Source organism: Rhizobium sp. C104 (genome assembly GCF_022354505.1).
GTDB lineage: Bacteria > Pseudomonadota > Alphaproteobacteria > Rhizobiales > Rhizobiaceae > Rhizobium > Rhizobium redzepovicii.
In genome coordinates this window covers 668,534-690,134 of sequence record NZ_CP092352.1, presented here as the reverse complement: position 1 = coordinate 690,134, position 21,601 = coordinate 668,534, and the positions used below count along the sequence as shown (strand labels likewise).

Sequence of the window (21,601 nt, the reverse complement as noted above, 5' to 3'; positions counted from 1 at the left end):
ATTGTTTGTCGATTTTTGCGGTGCTCCGGCCGCTCAAATCGCTGCTTGGCTCTTTCGAGAGCCTGATCACCCACCAGGCCGTCAAGGTCGACGGCCTGGTGGGCGACAAGATGATCGACAATCGAAGGCGCGCCGAGACGCCCTATTCGGCTCTGCAGCCCTACCTTACCACCGATACTTAAGCGTCCCCGTCATGTTGCGGCCCTGGCCAAGATAGCAGAAGCCCTCGTTGCAGACGGTGTCCCGTTCGTCGGCGATGTTGCGGATATTGAAGGCCGCCGTCAGGCCTTCGTATTTCTTGTCGACCGCGCCGAAATCATATGAGGTGGATGCGTCGATGTAGAAGCTCGAGGGGTTCTTCGACGTATTGGCTGTGTCCGTCCAGTTCTCGCTGACATAACGAACGCCCGCGCCGACAGACAGGCCATGGAACGGGTTGGTTTCCTGGAACGTATAATTGGCCCAGAGGCTCGCGACGTGCGAGGGTGTCAAGGCTGGCGTATTGCCCTCGTTTTCACCGCCTCCCGTCACTTCTGACTGGTTATAAGTGTAGGCCGCAATAAGATCCCAGCCATCGGCTACCGCCGCGCGGGCTTCGAGTTCGATGCCCTTCCCGGTCACTTCACCGATCGATCCATAGGCAAACAACAGCGGATCGACCAGCACCGGCTTGTTCTTTTCGACGATGTGATAGGCAACGGCCGACAGGAGGATGTCGGAGCCCGGCGGCTGGTATTTCACGCCGAGCTCGTACTGTTCACCCTCTGTCGGCGCCAGGATCTTGCCTGAGGTCGAACGGTTGGTCACCGGATCGAACGATGTGGCGTAGGAGACGAAGGGAGCAATGCCGTTATCGAAGAGGTAGAGGGCACCGGCTTGCCAGGAGAAGGCGTTCTTGTCGACCTCCTCCGAGCTGACCGCGGGCAAGGTCGCATCCCGCGTCTGGTTCACCCAGGTCTGCCGGCCACCGAGGTTGAAGCGCCAATTCCCGACCTCGATCTGATCCATGGCGTAAATGCCGAGCTGCCGCAGGTCGGCATCGGAAGCCAAGATGCTATAGTCCGGCGTGGCGCCCGAGACACCATAGGTCGGATTGGCGATATCGAAGTCGAACGCCGGATCAGCAGCACCGGCCCCGTAGCCAAAGCTCGACTGGAGATTGGTGTAGTCGAGCCCGAACAGAATCGTATGAGCCAACGGGCCCGTGTCGAACTTCGCTTCAAGCTGGTTGTCGACCTGGAAAACGTTCATTTCGTCGCGGATCGCATTCGTGCCGCGATGCGCGACAGTCCCGGTCCAGCTGGTCACGCCGAGATAGCGGGCCTCCAGGTCGAGATGCGAATAACGCAGGTTCTGCCGGAAGGTCAGGCCATTGTCGAATTCGTGTTCGAACTGATAGCCGACCTGCTGCTGCTTGACCTTCTGGTAGTCGTAGTCGGGATCGCTCGCCCTGAGCTCGTGGATCTTGCCGTCGAAGGTCGTGATCGCACCGACGTTGGAGTCGGTCTCGTCCGATTGCGCCAGGCCGTACACCGTGAAAGTCGTGCCCTCGTCAGGCTTCCAGGTAAACGACGGCGCCAGGAAATAGCGGTCGTCGGCAATGTCGAAATTGGTATCGCCACGACGAGCGAGGCCGACGATGCGATAGAGGAAATCGTCGTTGCCTTCGCTGATCGGCCCGCCGAAATCGAACATCCCCTGCACCCGATCCTTGGTGCCGTAGGTAATGCCAACCTCGCGGATCGGCTCCTCGGTCGGGAGCTTCGATATCTTGTTGACGAGGCCGCCCGGCGATCCCGCACCGTAGAGAACGGAAACCGGTCCCTTGATCACCTCGACGCGCTGGAGCTGATAGGGATCGGTGCGGAACATGCCATAATTGATATAGGGCTGGCGCAGGCTGTCACGAAAGTCCCCGACTGTCGTGATGTTGAAGCCGCGAATGTAGATCTGATCGAAGCGCGGATCGAAGCCGTTCGGCCCGGTCGTCACGCCGGCCGTATAGCGCACAGCCTCGATGATGCTTTGGGCGCCGCGCTGCTCGATTTCCTTCTCGGTGGTGACCGAGATGGAACGCGGCGTCTCGACGAGCGGCGTGCTGATCTTGGTCGCGCCCGAGCTGTTCTTGGCCGTAACCGACGTCCGGTCCGTCTTGCTATCAGAGGCTGCACCTTGAATAACGATCGGCTCCAGTGCCGTCGCGGTGTCACCTGTCGCCGCGCTCTGGGCGGCAGCCGGCGAGGCTGCAATACTGATCGCAACCAAAGCTGTCGTGGCAAACAGGCTATTTCTGTAAACTTGCGATACAATATTAGAAACGTTCAAAAAAACACGCGCCATTCTTGGTCCCTACCTCACGGATGCGGGCGGAACCTATGGAGCGGGGGGCCTCTTGTCAACATAAGATGATTATTTTCGTCACCTTTTAATCGACGAAATTACGGCTTTCGCCATTCCCGAAGAGGTTGTGCAGATCACTGGGCGCAGACCGCACCCTGGCTTGTGTTTCAACCGCCCAATCGAGACATCGAAGCGGAAGTTACTTTCCCGGGACAATGTTTTCAGAAGCCTCGCCCGCTGCAACGCCGGCATCCGTCTCACCTCGATCAGCCTGACCAATTGACAGATATCCTACAAGTATATATGTAGTGCGCATCTTATCGACGAAGCGAGAAAGCGACCCGGCATGACATTTAAATCGATGAAGCCGCTGACGCGCGCACCCCTGCTGCATGTCTCGGTGCAGGAAAGTCTGCGCGCCTATATCGACGACAATGGGCTGGCGCCCGGAACCCTGCTTCCGGCGGAAGGCGAGCTTGCCACCCAGCTCGGCGTCAGCCGCAATTCGCTGAGGGAGGGCATCAAGGCGCTGGAATCGCTCGGCGTGCTGGAGACACGGCGCGGCGTCGGCATTTTCGTGAAGGCGTTTTCCTTCGAGCCGCTTCTCGACAACCTCGCCTACGGCCTCGGCGGCGCCCTGCGGCAGATCGAGGAGGTGCTCGAAATCCGGCGCACGCTGGAGGTGGGACTGATCGGCAAGACGATCGATGTGATCGGCGAGGAGGACATCGGCGAACTGCGCGCCACCGTCGATCGAATGCGCGCCCATGCCGAGCGCGGCGAAACCTTTGCGGCAGACGACCAGCTGTTCCACCGGCTGCTGTTTCGCTGCCAGGACAACGAGACGCTCGTACGGCTGATCGATGTCTTCTGGCTCGCCTTCTACAAGGCGTCGGATTTCGTCAACCTCGAAAATACCGATCCGATGGCGACGTGGCGCGATCACGCCGCGATCGTCGATGCGATCGAGGCAAAGGATCTGGAGGAGGCGCGCCGGCGCCTGGATCGCCATTACGAGGGAATTGCCCGGGTGATCGCCAATAACAAGACAAGTGCAAACATGGGAGGAACGCATGAAAAGACTGTCTAGATTATCCGCTGTCGCGCTTGGCGCCCTGCTGTCGACAACAGCCATTCCGGCTCTTGTCGTTTCGGGCGCCGCGATTCAGGCTGAGGCCGCCACCCTGTCCGGCGGCTTCGATGTCGGTCCGGGAGGCTTCCAGGGCAACTTCAATCCGCTGGCGGCGACCGCCGGCTTCACCTGGCTCAGCATCTATTACGAACCGCTGATCACCTATGACGAGAAGTTGCAGAAAGTCGTCGGCGCGCTGGCGAACGCCTACGAGGTCAGCCCAGACCAGCTGACCTACACGTTCAAGCTCGCCGACGCCAAATGGCATGATGGCAAGCCCTTTACCGCCAAGGATGCGAAATTCACCCTGGGCCTTGCGACGGATGCGAAAACCGGCTCGGTGCTCGCGGCCCGGCTGAAGGGCATATCGTCCGTCGAGACGCCGGACGATCACACCGTCGTCATCAAGCTTAGCGCACCCAGCAGCAGTTTTCTCGACACGATGACCAAGGTGATGATGCTGCCCGAGCATGCGCTCGCCGCCATACCGGCCGACCAGTTGGCAAAGAACACCTGGTGGTCCACCGCGCCGATCGGCACCGGTCCCTTCAAATTCACCAAATACGTCTCGGATCAGTATGTCGAGCTTGCCGCAAACACCGATTATCGCGGTGGCAAACCGGCACTGGAGCGCGTCATCAATCGCTATTTCGCCAACCCGGCCGCAGCGATCGCGGCGCTGAGATCCGGCGAAATCCAGTTCACCTATGTCGATTCCAACGACGTGCCGACCTTCAAGGACAACAAGGACTTCAAGGTCATCGAAGGCAACTCTTTCGTGGTCAACTATCTGGGCTTCAACCACGATTCCCCGATCTGGAAGGATCTGCGCATCCGCCAGGCGGTGATGTATGCGATCAATCGCGATGCCATCATCCAGAGCCTCTATGGCGGCGCGGCCAAACCGGCCAACTGCGCTTATGTCGCCGAACAGCTGATACCCCAAGGCATCGACAGCTACGCCTACGATCCCGAGAAGGCCAAGCAACTGCTTAAGGAAGCCGGCTGGGATCAGATCAACGGCGGCAAGCCGATCACGCTTCTGACCTATTACACCACGCCGCTTGCCACCAACGTCCTTGCCGCAGTCCAGGCGATGCTTGCCCAGGTCGGTATCAACATCGTGCCGCGCGCCGTCGATGCGCCGACCTATAATAGCATCGTGCTCAATGCGACGCCGGATATTGCCCAGTTCCAAATGGTTTACGCCGGGCTGCAGAACGGGCCTGATGCCGGAAGCATCAATGTCGGCCTCAACGAGAAACAAATCCCTCCGGCAGGACCGAATGTCGCCAGAGTGCGTATGCCCGATCTCACCAAGGCGCTGGATAGCGCGCTTGCCGAGCCCGACAGCGCCAAGCGAGATGCGGCCTACCAGGACGTCTGCAGGGTGATGAACACCAACCTGCCCTGGGCGACGCTCTGGGTGGCAAACCGTTACGGCATCGTCTCGACCAAGGCGAAGGATTTTGTCTGGACGCCGGCGCCGGGCGGCGGCCCCTACCAGGCCGACCCGCAGAAATGGTCGATGGCCGAATAACGGTTTCCGCAAAGGCTCAAGGGTGGCTTCGGCCACCCTGACAGGACGGCCCAACAAGACGGCCCGACAGACGGATTGACGATGCTCCGATACAGTCTTAGACGCCTGATCATAGGAACAGGCATGCTCGTCGCCCTGAGCATGCTGATCTTCCTGCTGCTGCGCCTGACACCCGGCGATCCGATCGATGCCTATATCGATCCGAACCTGCCGATGTCGCCGTCGGATCTTGCCGATCTGCGCCGACGCCTCGGGCTCGACCAGCCCTTGCCCGTCCAGTATCTGGGCTGGCTGCAGCAGGCACTGGCGGGCAATCTCGGTTATTCGATCAAGCGTCTCGACCAGCCAGTTCTTGGTCTGGTACTGTCGCGGATCGGGCCGACGGTGCTGTTGATGGGCACCGCACTTGCCTTCGCCATCATAGCCGGCATCGCCTGCGGGGTGATCGGCGCCGTCCGCCGCAATTCGCTTGCCGATCTCTCCTTGTCGGTGACAGCGCTTGCCGGCATTTCGAGCCCTGCATTCCTCAGCGCGCTGATCGGCCTCTATATCTTCTCCGTCCGCCTGCACTGGATGCCGTCGGGCGGCATGCTGACGCCGGGCGAAGAATTCTCGCTCGGTGATCTCCTTCACCATCTGATCCTGCCGGCCGCTCTTCTGTCCGTTGCTCAAGGCGCATTGATCATGCGCTACATGCGCGCGTCGCTGCTCGAAGTCCTGAACCAGGATTACGTGCGCACGGCCCGCGCCAAGGGCGTTCGCGAGTTCTGGGTCATCAGCAAGCACGCGTTGCGCAATGCGCTTCTTCCCATCGTCACCCTGATCGGCTCCACCATCGGGCTTGCGATCGGCGGCGCCATCTTCATCGAGAGCGTTTTCAATTGGCCCGGCATGGGTCTTTTGCTCGTCGATGCCGTACAGACGCGCGACTACCCCGTCATCATGGGCGCGACGCTGATCATCGGCGCCTGCGTTATCACAGTCAACCTTCTGACCGACATCACCTATGCGGTCGTCGACCCGCGCATCAAGGTGGGCTGATCATGCTGGCACGCGCCCCCCAACGCCGCAGCCCGGGGCCGCTTGCCCGCGCCTCCAGCCGTTTCCTGCTCAACCGCGCAGCGGTTGCCGGCATCTGCATGGCCGTTCCGATGCTGCTGTTGATCCTCTCCTATCCGCTCTGGTGGGCTTTCCAGCCGAATGACATCGATCTTCTGGCGATGAATAGCGGCCCGACGGCCACCCACTGGTTCGGAACCGACGGCGTCGGCCGCGATGTCTTCGCGCGTGTGCTCGAAGGCGGCCGGATCTCGCTGCTGGTCGCCATCGCATCGACCGCGCTTTCGGCGGTCATCGGTTTTCTGTTTGGAGCGATCTCGGCACTTGCGGGCCGGTGGGCGGACGCCGTCTCGATGCGCTTCATCGATCTGGTGATGACCCTGCCGCCCGTCATCTTCCTGCTCGTGCTCGCTTCGATCGCCGGCACGGGAATCTGGCCGACGGTGCTGGTCATCTCACTGCTCTCCTGGCCGCTGCTGGCCCGGATGATCCGCTCCCGGCTGCTGGAATTGCGCGAGCGCGACTTCGTCCTGGCCGCTCGCGGCATGGGCGCCGGCATCGGACATCTGCTCTTCCGCCACGGCCTGCCGAACTCGATCGATATCCTCGTGGTCTACGCGACGCTGCAAATCGCCAATGCCATCCTGCTCGAGGCGGGCCTCTCCTTCCTCGGTCTCGGCATCGCGCCGCCGGCGGCTAGCTGGGGCAACATGCTGAACGCGGCCCGCTCGACCGCCGTGCTCGAACAATATCCGTGGCAATGGCTCTTTCCCGGCGGCGCGCTGATCCTTGCCGTGCTTGCGATCAACTTCATCGGCGATGGCCTCAGAGATGCCTTCGACCCGCGTACCGAATTGAACTGAACTGACAATCGAAAGAAGCGAAAATGACAAAATTCAAGGGTGTCGTCCCCCCGTCGTAACGCCGCTCAATCCGGATCTCACCGTCGACTACCTCTCCTATACCAGGGTACTCGAACATCTGATCGATGCCCGCTGCCACGGCGTATTCGTGCTCGGCTCGACCAGCGAAGTCATCTTCCATGACGAAAAGACCCGCCGCGAAATCATCGAGCATTCCGCCAAGGTGGTGAATGGCCGCGTGCCGCTGATCGTCGGCGTCATCGATCCGACCACCGATCGGGTCATCGCCCATTCGAAGGTCGCAAAGGCCGCCGGCGCCGACGCTGTGGTCGTGACCGCCCCGTTCTATACGGTCACCAGCCAGTCCGAGATCCTCGATCATTTCCGTTATGTCAGAGATGCGGTGGACGTTCCGCTGATCGCCTACGACATTCCGGTCTGCGTTCACGTCAAGCTGCAGCGCCAGACCGTGGTCACGCTCGCCAGGGAAGGCGCCATCATCGGCCTCAAGGATTCCAGCGGCGACGACGGCAACTTTCGTTATGCGCTCCTCGATCTCGCCGAGCACAAGGACGTCTTCCTGATGACCGGCTCCGAGATCGTCGTCGACACCGCCCTGCTGATGGGCGCCCACGGCGTCGTTCCCGGCATCGCCAATGTCGATCCGCACGGCTATGTCAGGCTCTGGGACGCCGCGCAGCGCGGCGACTGGGCCGCAGCCAGGAAAGAGCAGGAGCGGCTCTGCCGCCTGTTCGAAATCGTCTGGGTCGCCCAGGGCCGCGTCAGCGGCGGCGCAGCGGGCATCGGCGCGTTCAAGACCGCCATGCAAAGCCTCGGCATCATCGACAGCGCCGTCATGCCGCGACCGCGCGCCTCCCTCAACGATGCGGAAACCGCACGGATCGACGAGATACTGCGCGCAACCGGCCTGTTGAACTGAGCCGGCCGATGGAACAGGCGACCGAACCGGTGCTCGACATCAGGGGATTGCGAACGATCTTCCGCATCCGCGGCGGCGAGATCGCGGCGGTCAATGATATAGACCTGACCGTCGCCGCCGGCGAGACGCTGGCGCTCGTCGGCGAATCCGGCTCCGGCAAGTCCGTCACCAGCCTGTCGGTCATGCGGCTGCTGACGCGCAACATCGGTGTGATCGCCGCCGGCAGCATCCGATTGACGACGAGAAGCGGCACGGTCCGGGATCTTGTTTCGCTTGATGAAGAGAGCATGCGCAGGATCAGGGGCGACGAGATCGGCATGGTGTTCCAGGAGCCGATGTCGAGCCTCAATCCCGTTTTCACGATCGGCGACCAGATCGCCGAGCCGATCCGCATCCATCGCGGCGCGAACCGGAAGACGGCAATGAACGCAGCCGTCGCCTTGCTGGAAAGCGTCGGCATACCGGATGCCCGGCGCCGTGCCGGCCAATACCCGCACGAATTGTCGGGCGGCATGCGCCAGCGCGCCACCATCGCCATGGCGCTCGCCTGCGATCCGGCGCTGCTGATCGCCGATGAGCCGACCACGGCGCTCGACGTGACGATCCAGGCGCAAATCCTCGATCTGCTGCTCAAGCTGCAGCGCGAGCGCGGCATGGCCATGCTCTTCGTCACCCACAATCTCGGCGTGGTCGCCGAAATCGCCCATCGCGTCGCGGTGATGTATGCCGGAAGGATTGTCGAAGAAGGGCCAGTCGGCGAGGTTTTCCGCAATCCGAAGCACCCCTACACGATGGGCCTTCTTGCCTCCATGCCGCGCCTCGGCGACGCATCGCGGATGAAACAGGCGGGCGAAAAACTCTCTGCCATTCCCGGCATGGTCCCGAGCCTGATGAACATGCCGAGCGGCTGCGCCTTTTCCCCGCGCTGCAAATTCGCCATCGATGCCTGTCGCGCCGCGATTCCGGTACTCGAACAGGTCAATCCGCAACACCGCAGCCGCTGCATCAGATGGCAGGAGATCTAGATGAGCGCACCGTTGCTCTCCGTCCGCGACCTCTCGAAACATTATACGTCCCGCGGCACGCGGCTGAACATTCTCGAGGGCATCTCCTTCGACATCGGCAAGGGGGAGGTCGTCGGGCTTGTCGGCGAATCCGGCAGCGGAAAGACCACGATCGGGCGTTCCGTCCTTCGGCTGGTCGAACCTTCCTCAGGCAGTGTCCGCTTCGACGGGCAGGAGCTCACCGGACTTTCCGCCTCGGCGTTGAGGCGGCAACGGCCGCGCATGCAGTATATTTTCCAGGACCCTTTCGCCAGTTTGTCGCCGCGCATGACGATCGGCGAGATCCTGACGGAGGGCCTGAAGATCCAGGGGATCGGATCGACACGCGACAGGCTTGAACGAGCGCAAGCCGCGTTGGCCCAGGTCGATCTGCCTGCCGATGCGATCCATCGCTACGCGCATGAATTTTCCGGCGGCCAGCGCCAGCGCATCGGCATCGCCCGGGCATTGACCTTGTCGCCGGAATTCATCGTCGCCGACGAGCCGGTCTCGGCCCTCGACGTCTCGATCCAGGCGCAGGTGATCAACCTCTTGCGCGAGTTGCAGCAGCGGCTTGGGCTTACCATGCTGTTCATCTCGCATGACCTCGCCGTCGTCGAATATATTTGCGACCGGGTGATCGTGCTCTATCTCGGCCGCATCATGGAGATCGCGCCGAGTGCCGATCTCTATGCGAGACCGCAGCATCCTTATACGCGCGCGCTTCTCTCGGCGATCCCTTCACCCGATCCGGATGCCCGCCGTGACAGGCAGATCCTGAAAGGCGATATTCCAAGCCCGGCCGATCCGCCGAGCGGATGCGTCTTTCGCACGCGCTGTCCGAGTGCGCTCGATGCCTGTGCCGCCGCCGTTCCGCCATTGCGGGAAATCGCGCCCGGCCATTTCAAGGCCTGCATCCGCGACGACCTCAACTGATCCGTCATCTACAGCATGATGCCGAAAAGTGTGAGCGGTTTTCGGGCGAAATCATGCTCTAACTCTCTAATTTAGAACAGGATTCAGATCTTAGACCAACCTGGCCTAAAACCATCCTGTTCTGGGGAAAACAGATGAACGCGAAGACGCCACATCCGGCCATCGGCGGAAACTGGGCGAGCCTGCTTCTGCCGATCGCAGCCGACGACAGCATCGAATTCGATAAGCTCGGCGAAGAGATCGACATACTCATCGATGCCGGCGTCGACGGCATCTATTCGAACGGCACCGCCGGCGAATTCCACAATCAGACGGAGGAGGAATTCGACAGGATCCAGGCGATGCTGGCCGAACGCTGCAAGGCTTCCTCCACACCATTCGTGATCGGCGCCTGCCAGCCCGACCCGCGGATCATGCTCGATCGCCTCCGTCGCGCCGCGGTACTCGATCCCCGCGCCATTCAGGTCATATTGCCTGACTGGTGGCCGCTCACCGATGCCGAGGCGGTCGACTTCCTGAAACGAGCCGCCGAGGCGGCCGGCGGAATTGCGCTCATCCTCTACAATCCGCCGCATGCAAAACGGGTGCTGGCGCCAAAAGAGCTGAGCATGCTCTGCGCGGCAGTGCCTGAGCTTATCGGCATCAAGCTCGCCGATGGAGACGCTTCCTGGTATGCCGAAGCACGCCGGCATCTATCCGGGATTTCGCTCTTCGTCCCCGGCCATCATCTCGCCACCGGCATCAAGGAAGGGATCGCTGCCGGCTCCTTTTCCAATGTGGCCTGTCTTAGTCCGCGCGGTGCTCAGGCCTGGACGGTGTCGATGCGAAACGAACTCGACGCCGCCCTCGATCTGGAACGACGCATCTGCATGTTCATGGACACCCATATCGTCCCCTTTCGCCAGCAATTCGGCTATTCGAACGCTGCTCTTGACAAGCTTTTGAGCTGCATCGGCAATTGGGGACCCGTAGGCACCCGTCTGCGTTTTCCTTACCGTTCGATAGACACGGAAGAAGCGGTCAGGTTGCGACACATCGCCCGCTCCGAACTTCCCGATCTTTTCCTCTGAGTTTGCTTAAAGAAGGGGCTTTCCGATATGGCGCGGAACGAAAAGCTCTACCATCCCAGGCGGGCCGATATCTTGCTGGAGGCCTCCTTCAGCAGAACGATGAAGCGGTCGACATCGCTTTTTTGCGTGCGAAAGGCCGGGGCGCCGACATTCACCGCGGCGATCACGGATCCATCGAATGCCAGAACCGGCACCGAGACGGAGACGAGTTGCTCGCTGACTTCACCATAACTCACACAAAATCCCTGGCGGCGGATTTTATCCAATTCAGCAACCAGCTTGCCACGATCCGTGATCGTGCGCTTGGTCAGCCGCGGTAAAGTCTCGGGGATCATTTGCAACTGCACCTGGGGCTGGAGATAGGCGAGAAGCACCTTGTACGACCCCGCCGTGAGCGGCCGTCTTCGACCGATCATCGCCTGCACCCGCAAGTCGCGCATCGGTTCGAACTTTGCAATGCACAGGGATTCCCCATTGTCGATGATCCTGAGCTGGGTCGTTTCGTTCGCCTTCTGACCGACTTCTTCAAGGATAGGATTGGCTATTCGCACCAGATCAACCTGTGTCGATGCAGCGGTCCCGAGAATGATCGCAGTCGTCCCCAGCCGGTAAGTGCCTGTCTCGCTCTTCCGCACCAGGCCGCGACGTTCCAGTGTGCGTAACATGCGCAAAATTCTCGGCCTGGTTTCCCCGAGGTTCTGCGCCACCTCGGTCAGTCTGATATCTGGGTTTTTGGCGACATTCAGCAATACCTCGATGCAGACGTCAACAGATTGCACGATATCGCTTTTTGATGATTGTCTTTTGTCCATAGGATCAGAATTTTCTCCGCGACCAGGGCTGAAAGAATGGCAAAATTTCAGGTTACGACCATCGTAACGCGCTTGTTTTCCGTTTGACAGCCCCCTTGAGGCCCCCTTACCAATTTGTGTCAAGAGTGGACGGGAACCTGCTCGCACCGACCAACAAGGTCGGCCCAAAAACGCTAAACCGGGATGGAAGAAATGACCGCAAAAACGTTGACGCGGGCAGCGATCGGGCTGCTTGGAACGATTGCTATTCCTGCAATGGTCGTCGCACAGGAAGCCCCGCTGACAATCGGGATGTCGACGACGCCGACGACGCTGGATCCCCATGAAGACAGTTCGGCGCCAAACAATGCGACCTCCCGCCATATCTGGGACAGCCTCATAAACCTCACGGGAACGTCGGCAAATGCGCCGGAACTCGCCACCGAATGGAAGGTCGTCGACCCCACCCACTGGGAATTCAAGCTGCGGAAGGGCGTGAAATTCCATGACGGCAGCGAGTTCAACGCCGATGACGTCATTGCTTCGCTTCTGCGTGCCCGCGACAAGCCCAGCCAGAGCTTTGCTTCCTACACCCGCAATATTGTCAATGTCACGGCCACCGATCCCTATACCATCGTCGTCGAGACAAAGGTTCCGGATCCGATCCTGCTGAATTCCGTCAGCCGAATTCGCATTATCAGCGCCGATTGCAAGGAGGCGCCAGTCCAGGATTTCGACAACGGCAAGTGTGCAATCGGAACCGGGGCCTATTCCTTCGTCTCCTATTCGCCAGGCAGCAACCTGACCTTGAAGCGCAATGACAGCTATTTCGCTGGCCCCTCGCACTGGTCGAACGTCACGCTGCGCTTCCTGCCCGATGACGGCGCCCGTCTGGCATCGCTTCTTTCCGACGAGATCGACATTGTCGAAACCCTTCCTGCCGATGGAATGGCACGCGTGGAAGCGAGCGATAATCTGCAAGTCATCAACGGCCTGTCTTCCCGCTTCGTTTATCTTGGCCTCGATGTCAGCCGCGATGTTTCGCCTTTCGTGAAGGCTGCGGATAGCTCCGATCTCGACAAGAACCCGCTCAAGGATGAACGGGTGCGTCGCGCAATGCTGATGTCGATCAACCGGCCGGCAATCGTCGACCGCGTCATGCAGAAGAACGGCACGGTGGCCGACCAGTTCGTCGCCCAAGGCTATGCGGGCTATTCCGAAAAAGTCGAGAAGGTGGGTTATGATCCCGCCGCCGCCAAGGCGCTTCTGGCCGAGGCCGGTTATCCCGATGGCTTCAGCCTGACCCTGCATGGCCCCTCTGGCCGTTACGTCAAGGACGCCGAAGTTCTGCAGGCGGTCGGCCAGATGTTCACGCGCATCGGCATCAAATCGAAAGTCGAGGTGCTGCCCTGGTCGATGTATTCGGAAGCCTATTCAAAAGGCACCTACAGCACCTATTTCGGCTCCTGGGGTGTGAACACCGGCGAAACCACCAATCCGACTGTTGCGCTGGTCGCCACGCGCGACGAGAAAAAGGGACCGGCAGATATAATGGCGGCGGCGTGTCCGATCCGAAGATCGACGAGGTGCTGGCCAAGGCCAGTTCGACGCTCGATGAAGCCCAACGCGCGCCCCTTCTCGAGGAACTGTCGACCGAGACCTTCAACAACCTCTGGCTCCTGCCGATGCACTACGAAAACGTCGTGCTGGGCGCAAAGAAGACCGTGTCCTACACCCCGCGCGGCGACAAATATACGCTTGCTTACGACGTGAAGCCGGCGGACTAATGCATGCCGTCCAAAAGCGTGCCGCAGTTTTGGGACAAATAAAGATTTGAAGTGCGTCGCGTCGATCCATTCGATGCGACGCGGTTTAAAACAGCAGCATGGGGTCGCACCAGGGCCGTCCCTTTCTTCATCTCCCAGGAGACATTCATGCAGGAACTTGGAACGGGCGAAGCCGTCGCCCGGGCGAAGGCCATCTATGACTATGGCCAGACGGCCATCTTCGCCTCTCAGGCCGATCCCCGCCTCCATATGGTGCTTTATGTGCCACCGACGGCGGCAGACGGCCGCAAGCTCGACCTCCTGGTCGCGGTCCACGGCACCGGGCGCACGTCGGCCATCGACTTCCGCGACGGTTTTGCCGAATTCGGGCTCTACAACGACTGTGCCATCCTTTGCCCGATATTCCCGGTCGGCGTTCTCGGTGACGGTGCGCGTTCCGGCTACAAGTTCCTTGAGGAAGGCGACATCCGCTACGATCAGGTCGTCCTCGCCATGGTTGAGGAGATGGCCGACAAATACCGCCAGGACTGGTCAAAATTCGCCATGTTCGGCTTCTCCGGCGGCGGGCATTTCGTGCACCGTTTCGCAATCCTGCATCCGGAAAAGCTCTGGGCGGCATCCATCGGCGCACCTGGTTCCGTCACCCTTCTGGATCCGACGCGTGACTGGTGGGTCGGCATTCGGGATCTGGAGGCGCGCTTCGGCAAGTCCTTCCGGCTCGAAGATCTCGCCAAGGTTCCGGTGCATATGATCGTCGGCGATGCCGATCTGGAGACCTGGGAAATCACCCACAAGCCGGGCGGCAAATACTACATGGATGGCGCAAACGACGCCGGCAAGACGCGGCCGGAGCGCCTCGCCGCCCTGGCGAGTTCATTCCGCGAAGCGGGTGTCGATGTGACGTTCGATCGTGTTCCAGGCGTCTCTCACGACCGGATGAAAGTTCTGGGCCACGTCAAAGCCTTCCTGGCAAAGGTGCTCGAGGAGCGTCGCGCGAAATGAGAAATGCAACGATCGTAGCGCCTCAGCCGGAGGCAGTCGAAGCCGGTGCGGAAGTTCTCGAACGCGGCGGCAATGCCATCGACGCAGCACTCGCCTGTGCCTTCGTCCAAGGTGTGGTCGACCCGCAGATGGCTGGCATCGGCGGCTTCGGCTCCATGCATGTCTACATGCCGAAAAAGGGCGTACACGAGGTCCTCGAATTTTATGCGCGCGCGCCGTTGAAGGCCGCGCCGGACATGTGGCTCGACAAGATCAAGCACCAGAGCCGCGACGGTTTCGGCTATGTGCTTGAAGGCAATATTTCCGATATCGGCTATCTTGCCGTCTGCACCCCCGGCTCGCTCAAGGGCTATGAGACCGCGCTGCGCGACTATGGCACCTTCGATTGGGCCGATCTCATCAAGCCGGCTATCCGCCTTGCCCGTGACGGTTTCATGATCCGAAACCACATGCACTGGTATTGGGCCAAGGACCAGTCGAATGACGGTTTTGCCAACACGCTCGACAAGCTGCGCTTTTCTGAAACGGGCCGGAAAGTCTATTTCCACGACGACGGTACGCTGAAGAATGTCGGCGACCTGCTCGTCAACAAGGACATGGCAGAGACCCTCGAACGCATCGCGCGAAGCGGCGGCTCGGACATCTTCTATCATGGCGAACTGGCCGAGCAGATCGCCAACGATTTCAAGGCAAATGGCGGCTTGATCGATCGGGAGGATCTGGCGCGTTACGAATTGTCGAAGGTAGAGCCGGTTTGGGGCGACTACCGCGACAACCGCATCGCCACCTCACCTCCGCCAGGCTCAGGCTTCCCGATGCTGGAACTCCTGCATATCATGGAGCAGTTCGACGTCGGCTCGCTGCAGCATGGCAGCGCCGATCATGTCCGCATCCTGTTCGAAGCCATGAAGCGGATGACGATCGACAAGGACGCGCATATGGGCGATCCAGTCTATGTCGACGTGCCCTATGAGAAGCTGCTGTCGAAAGAGCATGCAAAGGCGCATGCCGGCGCGATCAAGGCCCGCGAGATCGCCAGTGTTTCGCGTCTTGATAGGTCGCAGCGCGACACCACCCACATCTCGGTGATCGACAAGGACGGCAATGCCGTCGCGATGACCCACACCCTCGGCAGTCCCTCGGGCGCGATCACTGACGGCCTCGGCTTCATGTACAATGGCACGATGAGCCGCTTTAATCCGCTTCCGGGCAAGCCCGGCTCCATCGCGCCCGGCAAGCGGCGTCCCAGCTCGGCGGCACCGACGATCGTCTTCAAGGGCGACGAGCCCAGCATCGTCATCGGAGCGCCAGGCGGCAGCTATATCGCGCCCGCCGTTGCGCAATGCCTGATGAACATGATCGATTTCGACATGTCCGTGCTCGAAGCCGTCTCGGCGCCGAGGATCGTAGGGGTGTCAAACACGATCGACATCTGCAATCGCATTCGACACTCTGTCGAAGACGATCTGCGGGCGCAGGGCTACCAGGTGGCGCGGTCGCCGCAGACATATGCGTTCGCCGCAGTCCACGCGATCAAGATCGACGGCGGCATCTCGAAAGGTGCGGCCGATCCGCAACGCGATGGGATGGCGATCTCCGTCGGCTAAGCATGTCGCGCAAAAGTGCGCGGCGGTATTGCGACAACGACGTGCGTAAAACAAAGACGTCGATTCAAAGTGTTACAGCGTCCTTTGCTGCTCTCGAAAAGACGCGCGGCGATGTAGGGAGAGGTTCAATGGTCACATCCATTATCAGGCGGTTGATACAGGCGCTGTTCGTCATTGTCGCGATGACGATCATTGTCTTCATCGGCGTCAATGTGATCGGCAACCCGGTCGACATCCTCATCAACCCGGACGCCAATCAGGCGGAGCGGGCACTCGTCATCGCGCATTACGGTCTGGATCAGCCGCTGTGGAAACAGTATCTGCTGTTTCTCCAAGGGCTTCTGCACGGGGACTTCGGCAACAGCTTCGTTTATGGGCGGCCGGCGCTGGGTCTGATCCTTGAACGTCTCCCGGCGACGCTCGAACTGGCGATCACGGCTCTTGTCATTGCACTGCTGTTCGGCTTGCCGCTTGGGCTGTATGCAGGGCTCTACCCTAATCGGATCTCCTCCAAGCTGATCATGAGCGGCTCGATTCTGGGCTTCTCGCTTCCGACCTTCTGGGTCGGTCTGATGCTGATCATGGTGTTTTCCGTCGAGCTCGGCTGGTTGCCGACGAATGGCCGCGGCCCGACGCAGGAACTGCTCGGCGCGCAATGGTCGTTTCTGACGGCAGACGGCATCCGGCACCTTTTATTGCCGGCCTTCAACCTGGCTCTGTTCAAGACGTCGCTCATTCTTCGGCTGACCCGTGCCGGCGTGCAGGAGGTCCTTCCCCAGGACTATGTGAAGTTTGCCCGCGCCAAGGGATTGCGAGAGCGGCGGATCATTTCCGTGCACGTTCTCAAGAACCTGATGATCCCGGTGGTGACGATTATCGGTCTCGAGTTCGGCTCGCTCATCGCCTTTTCGGTCGTCACCGAAAGCATCTTTGCGTGGCCGGGCATGGGCAAGCTGATCATCGACTCGATCAACCTTCTCGATCGCCCCGTCATCGTCGCCTACCTGATGATGATGGTGCTGCTCTTCGTCGTCCTCAACTTCATCATCGACATCTGCTATACCCTTCTGGATCCGCGGGTCCAGCTGGAAGGAAAGGCTTGACCCCATGGCCGAACCACACACGCAAGACACAAGCGCTCCAACGCCCGAACCCAGTCGTCTGTCGAAAGGGATCGCGGATTTCTTCAGCTCTCCGGCAGCCGCGATCGGCTTCCTCACGCTGGTGATCATCTGTTGCCTGGCGCTGTTTGCGCCATGGATATCACCGCAAAATCCCTATGATTTGATGCAGCTCGACATCATGGATGGACGACTGCCGCCGGGGTCCGAATCCATGACCGGGCTCGTCTATCACCTCGGTACCGACAGCCAGGGCCGCGATATCCTGTCCGGCATTTTCTACGGCCTGCGTACCTCCTTGCTGGTGGGCGTTCTGTCGGCTTTCGCCGCTGCCATCATCGGAACCTCAGCCGGCCTGTTCGCCGCTTACATGGGAGGGCGCACGGAAACCGCGATGATGCGGCTCGTCGACCTGCAGCTGTCGTTTCCCACAATATTGATGGCGCTCATGATGCTTGCCGTGCTTGGCAAGGGCGTGCCGAATGTCGTGATCGCACTGATCATTGCCGAGTGGGCGACCTATGCCCGAACCGTCCGCGGCACCGCTCTGGTCGAGCGCGAGAAGGAATATATCGAGGCGGCCCGGATGCTGCGCCTGCCCGGATGGCGCATCCTCTTCAGGCACCTGCTGCCGAACTGTCTTGCGCCGGTCATCGTCATCGCCACGATGCAGATCGCCCGGGCAATCGGTCTCGAAGCAACCTTATCCTTTCTTGGTCTCGGTGCATCCGTGACCGAGCCCTCGCTCGGCATGCTGATCTCGACGGGCTACCAGTATCTTCTGACGGGCCTCTACTGGATCAGCTTCTTTCCCGGCATTGCCCTTCTGGTCACGATCGCGGCGATCAATCTCGTCGGTGACCGGCTGCGCGATGTGCTCAACCCGAGGAACATGTCATGACTCCATTGCTGCAAGTGAGCAATCTTGTCACGGAATTCGGCGGCGGCAGGGGACGCCCCAGCCTTTGCGCCGTCAATGATGTGTCGTTCACGGTTGAACGCGGCAAGGTCCTGGGTCTCGTGGGAGAATCCGGATCCGGAAAGTCGGTGACCGGCTTCTCGATCATGCGGCTCCTCGATAAACCCGGCCGGGTTGCCGGCGGCCGGATCATCTTCGATGGCGCCGACATCGCGAAATATTCGGACGAAGAGATGCGGCAGCTGCGCGGCAAGCGGATCGCCATGGTATTCCAGGATCCGACGATGACGCTCAACCCGGTCCTGACGGTCGGGACGCAGATGGTGGAAGCCGTTCAGGCACACGAGCGAGTCCCGAAGGATGCCGCCCGGCAGCGGGCGCGGGATGCTTTGGCGCAGGTCGGAATACCAAGCCCTGAAGAGAGGCTTGCCGCCTATCCGCATCAATTTTCCGGCGGAATGCGCCAGCGCGTGGCGATTGCCATCGCGCTTCTTCACAAGCCGGACCTTATCATCGCCGATGAACCGACAACGGCGCTTGATGTGACGATCCAGAGCCAGATCATTTCCGAATTCCAGAAACTCACCGAAGAGGGAAATACGGCGGTGATCTGGATCACCCACGATCTGGCGATCGTTTCAAGATTGGCCGACGAGATCGCCGTCATGTATGCCGGCCGCCTCGTCGAGACCGGACCGGTGGGCAAGGTTCTGACTGATCCTCACCATCCCTACACTGCCGGTCTGATCGCGTCGGTGCCTTCGCAAAACAGACGCGGAGAGCCCCTTCACCAGATCCGCGGCATGACACCGGCCATCAACCGCCTCCCGCAGGGATGCAGTTTTCGTACGCGCTGTGATCGAGCAACCGACGGCTGTCTGGTCATGCCGGCGCTCATGCCGGAAGGCGACCGCTCTTTCCGCTGCATTCATCCCGTTACGAAAGAGATAGCATGATGACGGCGATCGCCACGCCCCTGATCGAAGCGAGGAACGTGTCGCAGCGCTTCGGAGCCAAGCCCGACCTCGCCGCCAAGATCGCGCTCAAGCTCAAGCTGGCCAAACCCGCGCCTGTCGTTCACGCGCTTGACAACGTCAGCCTCAGCATTCGGCCCGGAGAGGTTGTCGGCCTTGTCGGTGAAAGCGGCTGCGGGAAGTCGACGCTCGGCCGCGCCATTGCAGGGATCACCTCGCCGAGCCAGGGTCACATTCTCTGGAAGGGGATGGATCGAAGCGCTATGTCGAAAGGCGAGCAGCATCAGTTCGGTCTCGCCAGCCAAATGATTTTCCAGAACCCGATGGCGGCTCTCAATCCGCGCATGACCGTCGAGGAGCTTATCTGGGAGGCGCCTCGAACGCATGGGCTTGCCCGCTCGGCGGAGCGCGACGCCTATGTCGACAGATATTTGATGCTGGCTGGTTTCGACCCGGCTATGAAAAAGCGATACCCGCACCAGTTTTCCGGTGGCCAGCGGCAGCGCGTCAATATTGCGCGCGCGCTCGCCGTGCAGCCGAAATTCCTCGTCTGTGACGAAAGCGTTGCAGCGCTCGACGTTTCCATCCAGGCTCAGGTCATCAACCTGTTCATGGAACTTCGTGACAAGCTTGACCTGACCTATTTGTTCGTCAGTCATGATCTCGGCGTTGTGGAACATATTTCCGACCGCGTTGCGATCATGTATCTCGGCCGCATCGTCGAAGAGGCGCTCGTCGAGGAGGTTTTCAGGCGGCCCAATCATCCTTACACGAAAGCGCTCTTGGCCGAGGTGCCGCGCATCGAACCCGCCAAGCGACAGTTCAAGCCCGTCGATGGCGAGCTCCCCAGCCCGATAAACCCGCCGGAAGGCTGTCACTTCCATCCGAGATGCCCGTTTGCGATGGATCGCTGCCGTCTGGAAGTGCCGGTGAAAAAGGAAATTGCACCGGGGCACCTGTCGGCTTGCCATCTCAACGATGCATAACCCCTAACCAACGGGACTCGCTCCTGGAGCCGCGCGCGGTCGACCGCATGGCATCAGGACTGCTGACAAGGATCCATCCGTTCGAGTGGTCGCGAGTTTGCAGGGTGTAACGTTCTCCTCCCAAGTAACCGTTGAAGCAAATATATCCAGAAGACCGCAACTCGATCCAGGTCTTTAAGATGGAGAACAATTTTCTGTTGTCGCAAATGAAAAATCTGATTTACTGATACTCCGCTGCTTGGCTTTAAGGGGGATATTGCCGATGCCGGGGACCCGCAGGGAAATTTTGCTTGGTGGTTTGGCGTTACTTGGCGCCGGTGCGGTCGGCAGACCGGCATTCGCCGCGGCCTCGTCCTATTTTGATGGCACCATCGTCGACAATGGCGTGACGTTCCGAGGGACCAACTTCGCCAAGATCGACAGGAAATGGCACCGCCAGGTCGTCAAATATTTCAGCAGCGAGCCGATCGGCACCGTCGTCGTCGATACAAGGCACCATTTTCTCTACGTGATCATGGAGAACAAAACCGCCATTCGCTACGGAGTCGGCGTCGGCCGCGAGGGTTTTAAATGGTTCGGCCGCGCCACGATCGACGCCAAGTCGCTTTGGCCGCGCTGGACGCCGCCGCCGGAGATGCGCAAGCGCCATCCCGAACTGCCCGAATTCGTCGCAGGCGGTTCACCGAAGAACCCGCTCGGCCCCCGCGCCATGTATCTGCATCGCGACGGCGTCGACACCGGCTATCGCTTCCATGGCACACTCGAGCCCTGGAGCATCGGCAAGGATGCCTCCAGCGGCTGTATCCGCATGTTCAACGAAGACGCCATCGACCTTTACCAGCGTTGCCCGATCGGCACGGCCGTCCAGGTTCTGCCGCATATTGCCGACCAGGCCGAAAGCACCACGCAGGTCAGCCAAACAACCCCGGTCGAATAAGGAATATCACCTGATGTCTGCTACGACCGGATATACGAGCCGCCTTCTCGCCGCGGCCATGTTCCTCGCACTTGCCGCCTGCTCCACCACGAAGATCGCCTCCCTGGAAGAACCCACTGCAGCGCCGATGACCGGCCAGACCAACGATCCGGCGCCCGGTTTCGAAAACGTCGCAGCCGGCAGCGAAGAGGATTTTATCCTCACTGTCGGCCGGCGGATCTACTTCAAGCAGGACTCGGCCGTGCTCGATTCCGTCGCTATGGCAACCTTGGACAACCAGGCCGCCTGGCTCAACAGGAACCCGACCTGGCTGCTCAAGCTGCAGGGATTTGCCGACGATTCCGGTTCCGCTTCGAAGATGGAGACGCTGTCGCAGAAGCGCGCCGACGCGGCGATGGCCTATCTTGCCTCGAAGGGCGTCGATCCGAAGCGCATGTGGGCCAAGGGCTACGGCAACGATCGCGAAGTCCGCGACTGCACGGAGCGCTCCTGCAAGGTACAGAACCGACGCGTTGTCACCAATCTCCGCAGCCAGCCCGACGCGGTCTGATTGC

Annotated in this window: 18 protein-coding genes and 2 pseudogenes; 18 read left to right on the top strand and 2 right to left on the bottom strand. The window is 60.5% G+C overall.

The window, feature by feature from the left end:
- Positions 1-20: 20 nt before the first annotated feature.
- Entirely contained in the window at positions 21-182 is a 162-nt protein-coding gene (locus MF410_RS31375) for a hypothetical protein (RefSeq protein ID WP_179867065.1), read from the top strand.
- Here the strand turns inward: MF410_RS31375 and MF410_RS31370 are convergent.
- Positions 166-2,340, bottom strand: a complete 2,175-nt coding sequence (locus tag MF410_RS31370) for a TonB-dependent siderophore receptor (RefSeq protein WP_239620856.1) — start codon at positions 2,338-2,340, stop codon at positions 166-168. The genes MF410_RS31375 and MF410_RS31370 overlap by 17 nt on opposite strands.
- A 346-nt stretch (positions 2,341-2,686) precedes the next feature.
- On the opposite strand from MF410_RS31370, the gene MF410_RS31365 reads away from it, so the two are divergent.
- From MF410_RS31365 to MF410_RS31330, 8 genes and pseudogenes are all read left to right on the top strand, one after another.
- Entirely contained in the window at positions 2,687-3,430 is a 744-nt protein-coding gene (locus tag MF410_RS31365; protein ID WP_239620855.1) for a FadR/GntR family transcriptional regulator, read from the top strand.
- Positions 3,414-5,012 carry an ABC transporter substrate-binding protein gene (locus MF410_RS31360; protein ID WP_239620854.1) on the top strand — a complete coding sequence of 533 codons (1,599 nt, stop codon included), beginning with the start codon at positions 3,414-3,416 and terminating at the stop codon, positions 5,010-5,012. The genes MF410_RS31365 and MF410_RS31360 overlap by 17 nt, the downstream gene beginning before the upstream one ends.
- Positions 5,013-5,093: 81 nt before the next feature.
- On the top strand, positions 5,094-6,053 hold the full coding sequence (locus tag MF410_RS31355) for an ABC transporter permease (RefSeq protein WP_097624287.1): 960 nt from the start codon (positions 5,094-5,096) through the stop codon (positions 6,051-6,053).
- A 2-nt stretch (positions 6,054-6,055) separates the two neighbouring features.
- Positions 6,056-6,934 carry an ABC transporter permease gene (locus tag MF410_RS31350; RefSeq protein WP_183781557.1) on the top strand — a complete coding sequence of 293 codons (879 nt, stop codon included), beginning with the start codon at positions 6,056-6,058 and terminating at the stop codon, positions 6,932-6,934.
- 23 nt (positions 6,935-6,957) lie between these two features.
- A pseudogene (locus MF410_RS31345) lies at positions 6,958-7,874 on the top strand (dihydrodipicolinate synthase family protein).
- A gap of 8 nt (positions 7,875-7,882) precedes the next feature.
- On the top strand, positions 7,883-8,899 hold the full coding sequence (locus MF410_RS31340; protein WP_239620853.1) for an ABC transporter ATP-binding protein: 1,017 nt from the start codon (positions 7,883-7,885) through the stop codon (positions 8,897-8,899).
- A complete protein-coding gene (locus tag MF410_RS31335; RefSeq protein ID WP_239620851.1) occupies positions 8,900-9,853 on the top strand; it encodes an oligopeptide/dipeptide ABC transporter ATP-binding protein in 954 nt (317 codons plus the stop codon).
- Between the two features lie 134 nt (positions 9,854-9,987).
- On the top strand, positions 9,988-10,923 hold the full coding sequence (locus tag MF410_RS31330; RefSeq protein ID WP_239620849.1) for a dihydrodipicolinate synthase family protein: 936 nt from the start codon (positions 9,988-9,990) through the stop codon (positions 10,921-10,923).
- Positions 10,924-10,970: 47 nt separating this feature from the next.
- On the opposite strand, the gene MF410_RS31325 is transcribed toward MF410_RS31330, so the two are convergent.
- On the bottom strand, positions 10,971-11,735 hold the full coding sequence (locus MF410_RS31325; RefSeq protein ID WP_239620848.1) for an IclR family transcriptional regulator: 765 nt from the start codon (positions 11,733-11,735) through the stop codon (positions 10,971-10,973).
- Between the two features lie 192 nt (positions 11,736-11,927).
- On the opposite strand from MF410_RS31325, the pseudogene MF410_RS31320 reads away from it, so the two are divergent.
- The 9 genes and pseudogenes from MF410_RS31320 (at position 11,928) to MF410_RS31280 (ending at position 21,597) form a co-directional block, all read left to right on the top strand.
- A pseudogene (locus MF410_RS31320) lies at positions 11,928-13,501 on the top strand (ABC transporter substrate-binding protein).
- Positions 13,502-13,648: 147 nt separating this feature from the next.
- Complete coding sequence (locus tag MF410_RS31315) at positions 13,649-14,503, top strand: alpha/beta hydrolase (protein ID WP_183854249.1); 855 nt, start codon at positions 13,649-13,651, stop codon at positions 14,501-14,503.
- A complete protein-coding gene (ggt, locus tag MF410_RS31310) occupies positions 14,500-16,110 on the top strand; it encodes a gamma-glutamyltransferase (RefSeq protein WP_239620847.1) in 1,611 nt (536 codons plus the stop codon). Before MF410_RS31315 ends, ggt begins: the two co-directional genes overlap by 4 nt.
- A 128-nt stretch (positions 16,111-16,238) precedes the next feature.
- Positions 16,239-17,213 (top strand): ABC transporter permease, encoded by a 975-nt coding sequence (locus MF410_RS31305; protein WP_239620846.1) that lies wholly within the window; start codon positions 16,239-16,241, stop codon positions 17,211-17,213.
- A gap of 4 nt (positions 17,214-17,217) precedes the next feature.
- Positions 17,218-18,132, top strand: a complete 915-nt coding sequence (locus MF410_RS31300; protein WP_239620845.1) for an ABC transporter permease — start codon at positions 17,218-17,220, stop codon at positions 18,130-18,132.
- Positions 18,129-19,106 (top strand): ABC transporter ATP-binding protein, encoded by a 978-nt coding sequence (locus MF410_RS31295; RefSeq protein ID WP_239620842.1) that lies wholly within the window; start codon positions 18,129-18,131, stop codon positions 19,104-19,106. The genes MF410_RS31300 and MF410_RS31295 overlap by 4 nt, the downstream gene beginning before the upstream one ends.
- Positions 19,106-20,110, top strand: coding sequence for an ABC transporter ATP-binding protein (locus MF410_RS31290; protein WP_239621027.1), 1,005 nt, complete (start codon positions 19,106-19,108; stop codon positions 20,108-20,110). Before MF410_RS31295 ends, MF410_RS31290 begins: the two co-directional genes overlap by 1 nt.
- Before the next feature lie 262 nt (positions 20,111-20,372).
- Positions 20,373-21,047, top strand: a complete 675-nt coding sequence (locus MF410_RS31285; protein ID WP_097624281.1) for a L,D-transpeptidase — start codon at positions 20,373-20,375, stop codon at positions 21,045-21,047.
- Between the two features lie 13 nt (positions 21,048-21,060).
- Positions 21,061-21,597 (top strand): OmpA family protein, encoded by a 537-nt coding sequence (locus tag MF410_RS31280; protein ID WP_097624280.1) that lies wholly within the window; start codon positions 21,061-21,063, stop codon positions 21,595-21,597.
- Positions 21,598-21,601: the final 4 nt, after the last annotated feature.

Coding starts and splice junctions, on each gene's coding strand:
- MF410_RS31300 (WP_239620845.1), top strand. CDS start 17,218: ATGGCCGAACCACACACGCAAGACACAAGCGCTCCAACGCCCGAACCC.
- MF410_RS31295 (WP_239620842.1), top strand. CDS start 18,129: ATGACTCCATTGCTGCAAGTGAGCAATCTTGTCACGGAATTCGGCGGC.
- MF410_RS31315 (WP_183854249.1), top strand. CDS start 13,649: ATGCAGGAACTTGGAACGGGCGAAGCCGTCGCCCGGGCGAAGGCCATC.
- MF410_RS31290 (WP_239621027.1), top strand. CDS start 19,106: ATGACGGCGATCGCCACGCCCCTGATCGAAGCGAGGAACGTGTCGCAG.
- MF410_RS31370 (WP_239620856.1), bottom strand. CDS start 2,340: ATGGCGCGTGTTTTTTTGAACGTTTCTAATATTGTATCGCAAGTTTAC.
- MF410_RS31365 (WP_239620855.1), top strand. CDS start 2,687: ATGACATTTAAATCGATGAAGCCGCTGACGCGCGCACCCCTGCTGCAT.
- MF410_RS31330 (WP_239620849.1), top strand. CDS start 9,988: ATGAACGCGAAGACGCCACATCCGGCCATCGGCGGAAACTGGGCGAGC.
- MF410_RS31305 (WP_239620846.1), top strand. CDS start 16,239: ATGGTCACATCCATTATCAGGCGGTTGATACAGGCGCTGTTCGTCATT.
- MF410_RS31335 (WP_239620851.1), top strand. CDS start 8,900: ATGAGCGCACCGTTGCTCTCCGTCCGCGACCTCTCGAAACATTATACG.
- MF410_RS31280 (WP_097624280.1), top strand. CDS start 21,061: ATGTCTGCTACGACCGGATATACGAGCCGCCTTCTCGCCGCGGCCATG.
- MF410_RS31325 (WP_239620848.1), bottom strand. CDS start 11,735: ATGGACAAAAGACAATCATCAAAAAGCGATATCGTGCAATCTGTTGAC.
- MF410_RS31285 (WP_097624281.1), top strand. CDS start 20,373: ATGCCGGGGACCCGCAGGGAAATTTTGCTTGGTGGTTTGGCGTTACTT.
- MF410_RS31340 (WP_239620853.1), top strand. CDS start 7,883: ATGGAACAGGCGACCGAACCGGTGCTCGACATCAGGGGATTGCGAACG.
- MF410_RS31355 (WP_097624287.1), top strand. CDS start 5,094: ATGCTCCGATACAGTCTTAGACGCCTGATCATAGGAACAGGCATGCTC.
- MF410_RS31350 (WP_183781557.1), top strand. CDS start 6,056: ATGCTGGCACGCGCCCCCCAACGCCGCAGCCCGGGGCCGCTTGCCCGC.
- MF410_RS31360 (WP_239620854.1), top strand. CDS start 3,414: ATGAAAAGACTGTCTAGATTATCCGCTGTCGCGCTTGGCGCCCTGCTG.
- ggt (WP_239620847.1), top strand. CDS start 14,500: ATGAGAAATGCAACGATCGTAGCGCCTCAGCCGGAGGCAGTCGAAGCC.